This window comes from Methylobacterium sp. WL7 (genome assembly GCF_008040085.1).
Taxonomy (GTDB): domain Bacteria; phylum Pseudomonadota; class Alphaproteobacteria; order Rhizobiales; family Beijerinckiaceae; genus Methylobacterium; species Methylobacterium mesophilicum.
In genome coordinates, this window is sequence record NZ_VRVG01000190.1 from 1 (window position 1) to 6,908 (window position 6,908).

A 6,908-nucleotide genomic window follows, 5' to 3' on the forward strand; every position below is an offset into this window, starting at 1 on the left:
GGCCTGGCCAACGAGGCCGTCGGCAACGTCAAGCAGGCCGCCGGCAACGTGACCGGCAACGACAAGCTCGTGGCCGAGGGCAAGGCCCAGGAGCTCAAGGGCGAGGCCCAGAAGACCGTCGGCGACGCCAAGGACGGCGCCAAGACCCTCGCCGACAAGATCACCGGCAAGCACTGACGCACGCACTGCCGCATGTGCGGAAGCGGCCGCCAGGCCGCTTCCGCCCCGAAGGACCGAGACAGGAGCCTCACATGAACCGGGACGGGTTTCGCGGTGCCACGCGCCACCTCAAGGGCCGCGCCAACACCGCGCTCGGCAGCCTGACCGGCGATCCGGCGCGCCAGGTCCGCGGCGCCGTCGATCAGGTCGCCGGCGGGGCGCAATACGCCTACGGCCGCGCCCGGGAGCGCACCGAGGATCTCGTCGACGAGGGCACCGACCTCGCCCACGAGGCCCGCCGGCGGGGCGAGCGGCTCCTCGACGACGGCAGCCGCTACGCCCGGGAGGCCCGGCGCCGCGGCACCCGCTTCGGCCGCGACGCCCTCGGCTACGCGGACGACCACCGCACCACGACCCTTCTCACCGTCGCCGTCGTCGCCTTCGGCGTCGGCTGGCTCACCCGCTCCCCCCGCTGACCCGCCACGGAGACCCACGATGATCCGCAAGCTCCTCACCATCTTCGTCCTGCCGAAGCTGATCGCCTATGTCGGCCGCCGCTTCGCCGGCCGGTCCGCCGCGCCGACCCGCCGCCCCCGCTGAGATCCGCACCCCGGGCCCCGGCATCCGCCGGCCGGGGCCCGGGCCTCCACGTCGACGGGCGGATACGCGAGAGGACACGCCAATGAGCAAGGGTTACCCCTCGATGACCGCGCTGCTGGGCCTGCTGGCCGTGGCCGGCTACCAGAACCGCGACAAGCTCGCCGAACTGCTGAAGGGTCACGACCACGGGACCAGCCCCGGGCAGGTCCCGTCCGTGCCGAAATCGGCGCCGACGGGGGCCGGGACCGCGACCGGGACCGGCGGGCTCGAGAATTTCTCCGGCCTCGCGGGCCTGCTGGGCGGCGCCGGGACCGCCGGCGTCGGCGGCCTGATCGCCAGCGGCCTCGGCGAACTCGTCGACCACTTCACCAAGAGCGGCCACGGCGAAGCCGCCACCTCGTGGATCAACCACGGCACCAACCGCGACCTCCCCGAGGCCGATCTCGAGCGCGCCATCGGGCCCGAGACCCTCGATCACCTGACCCGTCAGACCGGCCTGAGCCGGGCGGCGCTCCTGGCGCGCCTGTCGCGGGAGCTGCCTTCGGCGATCGACCGATACTCGCCGGACGGCCGTCTGCCGACCTGAGGCCGGAACACCATGCGCCCGCATCGTCCCGGCCGCCGCGGCCGAGGCGATGCGGACGCCGCCGTTGACAGGCGTGCGCGCAATGGTCACCTCCAGGACCTGACGGCCAGGCGTGATTCTGGCCTGAGAGGCGGATCATGGCGAGCGAAGCAGCGACGCGGCCCATCGTGTTCATCGATGGCGAGGCCGGCACGACCGGTCTCGGCATCCGCGAGCGCCTGGAGCGCGACGGCCGCGTGACCCTGCGCAGCATCGCGCCCGAGCACCGGAAGGATCCGGAGGCCAAGCGCGCGCTGCTCGCCGAGGTCGACCTTGCGGTCCTGTGCCTGCCGGACGACGCCGCCCGGGAGACGGTGGCGCTCGCCGACAGCCTCCCCGAGGGCGGCCCGCGCATCCTCGACGCCAGCACCGCCCACCGGGTCGCCCCCGGCTGGACCTACGGATTTCCGGAGATGACCCGGGAGCAGGGCGCCGCGGTGGCCCGCGCCCGGCGGGTGGCCAATCCCGGCTGCTACCCGACCGGCGGGATCGCGCTCCTGCGGCCCCTGGTCGAGGGCGGCCTGATCCCGGCGGATTTTCCGCTCAGCGTCAACGCGGTCAGCGGCTATAGCGGCGGCGGCAAGGGCATGATCGAGGAGTACGAGCGGGGCAGCGCGGCGCCGTTCCTGCTCTACGGCCTCGGCTTCGCCCACAAGCACGTCCCGGAACTGCAGCGCTACAGCGGGCTCACCCGGCGGCCGATCTTCGTGCCGTCGGTGGGCAATTTCCGCCAGGGCATGCTGGTGAGCGTGCCGCTCCACCTCGACGCGCTGCCGGGCAAGCCCGCGGCCGGCGACCTCGAGGCGGCCCTGCGCGACTGGTATGCCGGCCAGCCGCTGGTGCAGGTGGTGACCGGCGCCGAGGCCGGCGCCCACCGCGAGAAGATCACGCCCGAGGATCTCAACGACACCGACCGGCTCGAGCTGCGGGTGTTCGGTTCGTCCGAGCACGGCCAGGCGGTGCTGGTGGCGCGCCTCGACAACCTCGGCAAGGGCGCCTCCGGGGCGGCGGTGCAGAACCTCGGGCTGATGCTCGGGCTCGACGCCTGATTCTTCGCCGCCCCCGGGAATAACCGGGGCGGCCGGACGGTTCTCAGTCCGGGGCGCGGAGCTGCGGGGTGAGCGGCCGATGGCGGCGCAGGACACGGACCCGGCGGGCGGCGCATGACGACGCTCGCCCGCGCGCGCTTCAGCCAGCTCGTCCTGCCCCGCCTCGACGAGGGCTACCGGCTCGCGCACTGGCTCACCGGCAACGCCACCGACGCCGAGGACGTGATGCAGGAGGCCTGCCTGCGCGCCTACCGGGCGATCGAGACCTTCGCGGAAGGCAACGCCCGGGCGTGGTTCCTGACCATCGTCCGCAACACCGGCTATTCGTGGCTGCACCGGCACCGGCCCCGGACGGTGGTCTTCGCCGAGGACCTCGCTCCAGAGGCCCGCGCGATCCTGGATGCAGGAAGCGTGCACGCCGAGGCACCCGAGACGCCCGAAGCCGCGCTCATCGCCCACGACGAGGGCGGGCGCCTCGCCCGGGCGATCGACGCGCTGCCGGTCCCGTTCCGCGAGACGCTGGTGCTGCGCGAGTATCACGGCCTGAGCTACCGGGAGATCGCCGAGGTAACGGACGTGCCGATCGGGACCGTGATGTCGCGTCTCGGGCGGGCGCGCCAGCACCTGCTCGAACGGCTCGCAGGGGAGGGGCGATGACCGGCGGCGACGAGACCCTCCTGCTGCTCTGCGCCTACGCCGACGGCGAGCTGTCGCCGGGCGAGGTGCTGGCCATGGAGCGGCGCCTCGCGGCCGATCCCGAGCTCCGGACCAGGGCCGAGCGCCTGCGCGGCATCTCCAGCGCGGTGCGGACCACGCTGGCGGCGGTGCCGGTCCCCGAGGCCCTGCGCGGACGGATCGTCCAGGAGGTCGGGTTCGCCGACCCGGAGCCCCGCCGCGCAAGGATCAGCTCTTGGCTGAGCCCTCGGCTCACCTCTTGGCCGGCGCTCGCCGCGACGCTGGTGGTCGGGATCGCCCTCGGCGCCTCGCTCGGCGGCCTCGGTCCCCTCGGGATCGCCGCCCCCCCGCCGCGGGCGGCCGACGCCATTCTGGCCGGCCATCTGCGAGGTCTCGCCGCGCCGCAGCCCTACGATATCCCCTCCTCGGACGGGCACGTGGTCAAGCCGTGGTTCAACGGCCGCACCATCATCGCCCCCGACGCCCCCGACCTCGCCGAACGGGGCTACCCGCTGGCCGGCGGCCGGATCGACATCGTCGACGGCAAGCCGGTGCCGACCTTGGTCTACCGCCACGACCGGCACGTGATCAGCGTCACCGTGGTGCCGGCGGCCGCCGATGCGGCGGCCGTCGAGGCGCGCCGGGACGGGACGTTCATCGAGCGCTGGAGCGCCGGCGACCTCACCTACTGGGCGGTGTCGGACCTCAACGCCCGAGACCTGCGGGGCTTCGTCGCGCTGTACCGCGCCCGGACCGGGCAGCCGCACTGACGAATTCGATCGGCGTCCGGGAATAACCGCGCGGGGAACCGGGTTCTTCATCCTGCCATCCGCTTCGATCCCATGAGGGCCGCGCGTGATCGTCAGTCCCGACCGCATCCTGCGCCCATCCGACCGGCACGCCACGCCGACGCCCGATCCGCCCCGTGGGTTCGGCGACCCGCGCCCGGCCCGCGAACCGGCAACTCTGGAGGACGCGCTTTACCGGCTGGTCGAGCATCTCGAGCAGGGGGTGGCGGTGACCGACCGGTCCGGGCGCGTTCAGGTCCTGAACCGCGCTGCCCACACCTTGGTCCGCCGGGGCCTGCTGCTCCTCCGGAACGGATACCTGTGCACCGGCACGCCCGAGCACGCCGCGGTGTTCGGCCGGCTCGTCGCGCGCTGCGCAACCGGCACCGGCGGCGCGCTTCGCCTCGCGGGGGAGGGCGGCACGCTCCTGATCGCCGCCTGCCCGATCCCCGGCAACGGAGTGCTGCTACGCGTCATCGACCCCGCCGCCGCCCCGCTGCCGGACCCGGGGGCGCTGCAGGAGCTGTTCGGCTTCACGCCGGCCGAGGCGGCGCTCGCCACCGACATCCTGGCCGGGCACGATCTCGCGGCGAGCGCGGCCCGGCGCCGGATCACCCTGCACACGGCGCGCGCGCATCTGCGCCGTCTGTTCGAGAAGACCGGCACCAACCGGCAGGCCGAGCTGATGCGCCTGCTGCTGCTGTGCCCGCTCCCCGTCCCGGCCACCGCGTAAGCGTATCCGCAGCCGAATCGATTTTTAACGCAGCATTACTCAAATGAGTGATGCGTTTAACGTAGAATAAAACGACGCTCACATCCGTCGAATATCGACATCACATCAATATTCATGGCGGAAGAGAGCGCGACATGCTCGTCTCGATCTTGAGATCCATCCAGGCCCGGCGCGCGGCCGCGCGGACCTACCGCGTCCTCTCGGCGCTCGACGACGACGCGCTGTGCGATATCGGCCTGGACCGACGCACCCTGCGCGCGTTCTGCGACGCCGGTTACCGCCACCCGGCAGCACCCGGTATAAGACCGAGTCGGGCGCTAGTTGTGATGCAGTCTGCAATGCTCAGACCAAACCTCGGCTGACAGCTCCTTGCGCGACAAGCGGTACAGCAACCTACAATATTGGGAGCTCGGTCCGATCGATCAAACGCCGAGCTTTCATTCGCCGTCGCTGCGTACCATTGAGCGATGTTAGATATTAGATTTTACCTCGAACCCATTTGCGAACCGATCCCACAGATCATCAGGCATCGCTGAAGCGTTCCATTGAGCAAGCTTGCCCTGATTATCGAGATAATAAAACGTCCGATCAACGACGTTAACCGCAATTCCGCGCGGACGGAGGTTTTCGGGATCGGGAGCGGATCCAGGCTCTGTTCCCCTGTATAAGCGAACAAGCGTCATCTGCTCACCGAGGTTTCTTAACCACGCATCCATTCGATACCCTCGTCAAATCGCATGATAAGTCTTGAATAGTCGCATCCAAAACATCGATACAGTGATCGGCCGCTCCGGATAATTTTTCCGACGAAAGAGAATTATTAAAGCAACTCAGTGCGCCACGTCACATTCGATCGAATTATTCTAGCTGGCACGCCCGCGGCCATCACATTGGCTGGAAACGTCCCGCGAACCAGCGAATGCGCACCGATGAATGATCCATCGCCGATCGTCGTGCCTTTCAAAACCGTCGATCTCGCGCCGATCCACACACGATGACCAAGCATAATAGGTCGTGCAGGATTGATACGCGCGCCGGTCTCCAAGTCTATCACTGAATGCATATCACTGACGGAAACGGTAACCTCGTCAGCAATAAGACAGTTGTGTCCAAAAGTGATTTCTGCCGGCTCGTGCGTAGATATTTGAGCGCTGCCAACAAATGAGGTAAACTCTGCAACAATTAATTTTGTCGGAGCCACAATATGCATTCTAGCTTTGGCCAATCGTACGTGATCGCCGATATGAACCACGGCATCTGACCCACAGTGCAAATAAATATCGTCACTGTTAGAGTCCTTGCCGATAATCACATGGCTGTTATCACGCTCAAAAAAAATCGTTCCATTTTGGGTCTCGAGAAAGTCGTCAGACGTATCAATTTGGTTATTGTGGCCGCGGTCAACGATCTTGATTGGCATGCTCGATCAATCTCATCTTACGCAATCCAGCGCGAGCCACAACGATGATGCTGCACCGAGGGACCGAGCGCTAGACTCCATCGACAGTCACGCCAATATCGCATCGGTTCGAGAGCCTTGTCCATCCGGCGCGGATCCGCCGACTCTCGACGCCCGCACCCCTCGACCGGTGTAGCAGGCTACCGTAGAGACACCTGCCATGGAGCTGAACGCTCGGATCACCCTTTTGCCTGAATGCGGGCCGGTCCCGCGACAACGATCGCGCTCGTGGTAGAAGGCCTGAACTTGCAACACCCAAGCTCCAGAGCGTGTGGTTGTCGGCAGGCAGTTAGGCGGAAATGCACGGAACACACGTTGATGTCTATGGGACCCGTATACCGTCAAAATCTGATCGACCTGATGCAGGGCGGCTCATGGCAAGCTGTCAATCAAGACGGTTCCTTGCAAGCAGAAATAAACCCGTCAATTTCCTGGCGGAAGATCGACCTCGGCCTTCGGTTTCCAATCCATTCTATACAAATAGACTCATCAAACCCGAGACCAGCCCATAAGGCATTCAACGATATCGTTGCATTCTCGGATGACGGCGAGACGTGGTCGCATCCTGAGATAATCCCGCCAGTCGGTGGGGAGGATGGTGCGCTGTCGATGCAATTTGTTCCGGGCGAGACAAGCTGGACACGCTATATCCGACTCGGAGTAGGGCTGAATATCGGAGGCGCCGTGCGTATCTGGAGTGAGCGCGCCAGTTTCGATCTTATCGCGCTGCGCAAGCTTCTGGACGCAGATTTTGATATCGTGTCTGAGCGTCCAGGTCTCGATGTTTACAGAGCTTACAGATTTTTGAGCAACCCAAATC

At 67.1% G+C, this 6,908-nt stretch carries 9 protein-coding genes and 1 pseudogene; 9 read left to right on the forward strand and 1 reads right to left on the reverse strand.

Features of this window, described 5'->3' with window-relative positions; genetic code table 11:
* The 8 genes from FV233_RS27280 to FV233_RS27315 form a co-directional block, all read left to right on the forward strand.
* Nucleotides 1–177: CsbD family protein (locus FV233_RS27280; RefSeq protein ID WP_147899390.1), on the forward strand; the 177-nt coding region annotated here is incomplete at its 5' end.
* Nucleotides 178–251: 74 nt separating this feature from the next.
* On the forward strand, nt 252–635 hold the full coding sequence (locus FV233_RS27285) for a CsbD family protein (protein WP_147899391.1): 384 nt from the start codon (nt 252–254) through the stop codon (nt 633–635).
* A gap of 206 nt (nt 636–841) precedes the next feature.
* Complete coding sequence (locus FV233_RS27290) at nt 842–1,345, forward strand: YidB family protein (RefSeq protein WP_147899392.1); 504 nt, start codon at nt 842–844, stop codon at nt 1,343–1,345.
* Between the two features lie 137 nt (nt 1,346–1,482).
* Nucleotides 1,483–2,433 (forward strand): N-acetyl-gamma-glutamyl-phosphate reductase, encoded by a 951-nt coding sequence (gene argC / locus FV233_RS27295; RefSeq protein ID WP_147899393.1) that lies wholly within the window; start codon nt 1,483–1,485, stop codon nt 2,431–2,433.
* A gap of 114 nt (nt 2,434–2,547) precedes the next feature.
* The gene (locus FV233_RS27300) at nt 2,548–3,090 is read left to right on the forward strand and encodes a sigma-70 family RNA polymerase sigma factor (RefSeq protein WP_147899394.1); all 543 of its coding nucleotides are present in this window, start codon (nt 2,548–2,550) and stop codon (nt 3,088–3,090) included.
* Nucleotides 3,087–3,878, forward strand: coding sequence for an anti-sigma factor (locus tag FV233_RS27305; protein ID WP_147899395.1), 792 nt, complete (start codon nt 3,087–3,089; stop codon nt 3,876–3,878). Before FV233_RS27300 ends, FV233_RS27305 begins: the two co-directional genes overlap by 4 nt.
* A gap of 85 nt (nt 3,879–3,963) precedes the next feature.
* Complete coding sequence (locus tag FV233_RS27310) at nt 3,964–4,629, forward strand: helix-turn-helix transcriptional regulator (protein WP_187278247.1); 666 nt, start codon at nt 3,964–3,966, stop codon at nt 4,627–4,629.
* 134 nt (nt 4,630–4,763) lie between these two features.
* Nucleotides 4,764–4,991 (forward strand): DUF1127 domain-containing protein, encoded by a 228-nt coding sequence (locus FV233_RS27315; protein ID WP_147899396.1) that lies wholly within the window; start codon nt 4,764–4,766, stop codon nt 4,989–4,991.
* 458 nt (nt 4,992–5,449) lie between these two features.
* On the opposite strand, the gene FV233_RS27320 is transcribed toward FV233_RS27315, so the two are convergent.
* Nucleotides 5,450–6,049 (reverse strand): acyltransferase, encoded by a 600-nt coding sequence (locus FV233_RS27320; protein ID WP_147899397.1) that lies wholly within the window; start codon nt 6,047–6,049, stop codon nt 5,450–5,452.
* A gap of 357 nt (nt 6,050–6,406) precedes the next feature.
* Between FV233_RS27320 and FV233_RS27325 the strand changes: the two are divergent.
* Nucleotides 6,407–6,908, forward strand: a pseudogene (locus FV233_RS27325) (hypothetical protein); the annotation flags it as partial.

What these genes read in the sequence shown, in the direction of transcription:
- FV233_RS27285 (WP_147899391.1), top strand. Translation starts at nt 252, where the DNA reads ATGAACCGGGACGGGTTTCGCGGTGCCACGCGCCACCTCAAGGGCCGC.
- FV233_RS27290 (WP_147899392.1), top strand. Translation starts at nt 842, where the DNA reads ATGAGCAAGGGTTACCCCTCGATGACCGCGCTGCTGGGCCTGCTGGCC.
- argC (WP_147899393.1), top strand. Translation starts at nt 1,483, where the DNA reads ATGGCGAGCGAAGCAGCGACGCGGCCCATCGTGTTCATCGATGGCGAG.
- FV233_RS27300 (WP_147899394.1), top strand. Translation starts at nt 2,548, where the DNA reads ATGACGACGCTCGCCCGCGCGCGCTTCAGCCAGCTCGTCCTGCCCCGC.
- FV233_RS27305 (WP_147899395.1), top strand. Translation starts at nt 3,087, where the DNA reads ATGACCGGCGGCGACGAGACCCTCCTGCTGCTCTGCGCCTACGCCGAC.
- FV233_RS27315 (WP_147899396.1), top strand. Translation starts at nt 4,764, where the DNA reads ATGCTCGTCTCGATCTTGAGATCCATCCAGGCCCGGCGCGCGGCCGCG.
- FV233_RS27320 (WP_147899397.1), bottom strand. Translation starts at nt 6,049, where the DNA reads ATGCCAATCAAGATCGTTGACCGCGGCCACAATAACCAAATTGATACG.